General features: G+C 55.4%; 1 protein-coding gene. It reads left to right on the top strand.

What is annotated here, in order from left to right:
• The first annotated feature begins 2 nt into the window (after nt 1–2).
• Nucleotides 3–1,193 carry an elongation factor Tu gene (gene tuf / locus FQB27_RS16535; RefSeq protein WP_169562187.1) on the top strand — a complete coding sequence of 397 codons (1,191 nt, stop codon included), beginning with the start codon at nt 3–5 and terminating at the stop codon, nt 1,191–1,193.

The following is a 1,193-nucleotide window of genomic DNA, read 5'->3' as shown; positions in this document are numbered from 1 at the left end:
AAATGGCCAAAGAAAAATTTGAGCGCAGTAAGCCGCACGCAAACATCGGAACCGTTGGTCACGTTGACCATGGTAAGACCACACTGACAGCAGCGATCACCAAGGTGCTGGCTGAAGCAAGCGGCGGTTCTGCCTTTGCATTTGATGAAATCGACAAGGCGCCTGAAGAAAAGGCCCGTGGTATCACGATTTCCACATCCCACGTTGAGTATGAGACTGCAAACCGTCACTACGCTCACGTTGACTGCCCGGGTCACGCCGACTACGTGAAGAACATGATCACCGGTGCGGCCCAGATGGATGGTGGTATCCTGGTTGTGTCCTCTGCTGATGGCCCGATGCCGCAGACCCGCGAGCACATCCTGCTGGCCCGTCAGGTTGGCGTTCCGGCCCTGGTTGTCTTCATGAACAAGGTTGACCAGGTCGACGACGAAGAACTGCTTGAACTGGTTGAAATGGAAATCCGCGAACTGCTGAGCGAATACGACTTCCCGGGCGACGATATTCCGATCGTCAAGGGTTCTGCTCTGGCAGCACTGGAAGGCCGCGACGACGAAATTGGCAAGAACGCCATCCTCGAGCTGATGCAGGCTGTTGACGACTACATTCCGCTGCCGCAGCGTGATGTTGACAAGCCGTTCCTGATGCCGATCGAAGACGTGTTCTCCATCTCTGGTCGTGGTACTGTTGTGACCGGTCGTGTTGAAAGCGGCGTTGTCAAGGTTGGTGAAGAAATCGAGATCGTCGGTATCAAGGAAACCACCAAGACAACCTGTACAGGTGTTGAAATGTTCCGCAAGCTGCTCGATCAGGGTGAAGCTGGCGATAACGTTGGTGTTCTGCTGCGTGGTACGAAGCGTGAAGACGTTGAGCGTGGCCAGGTTCTGGCTCACCCGGGCACCATCACACCGCACACCAAGTTCAAGGCAGAAGCCTACATCCTGACGAAGGAAGAAGGCGGTCGTCACACACCGTTCTTCACCAACTACCGTCCGCAGTTCTACTTCCGTACAACTGACGTAACCGGTGTTGTATCCCTTCCGGCTGGTACAGAAATGGTTATGCCTGGTGACAACATTGCCATGGACGTTGAGCTGATCGCTCCGATCGCCATGGACGAAGGCCTCCGCTTCGCGATCCGCGAAGGTGGCCGGACTGTTGGTGCTGGCGTCGTTTCCAGCATCACCGAGTAA

It is taken from the genome of Sneathiella chinensis (genome assembly GCF_012720115.1).
In the GTDB taxonomy this organism is placed as follows: domain Bacteria; phylum Pseudomonadota; class Alphaproteobacteria; order Sneathiellales; family Sneathiellaceae; genus Sneathiella; species Sneathiella chinensis.
The sequence above is the reverse complement of the archived record's forward strand: the minus strand, read 5'-3'. Positions and strand labels throughout refer to the sequence as shown.

Excerpts from the sequence above, each read along its gene's own strand:
- tuf (WP_169562187.1), top strand. The coding sequence starts at position 3 with ATGGCCAAAGAAAAATTTGAGCGCAGTAAGCCGCACGCAAACATCGGA.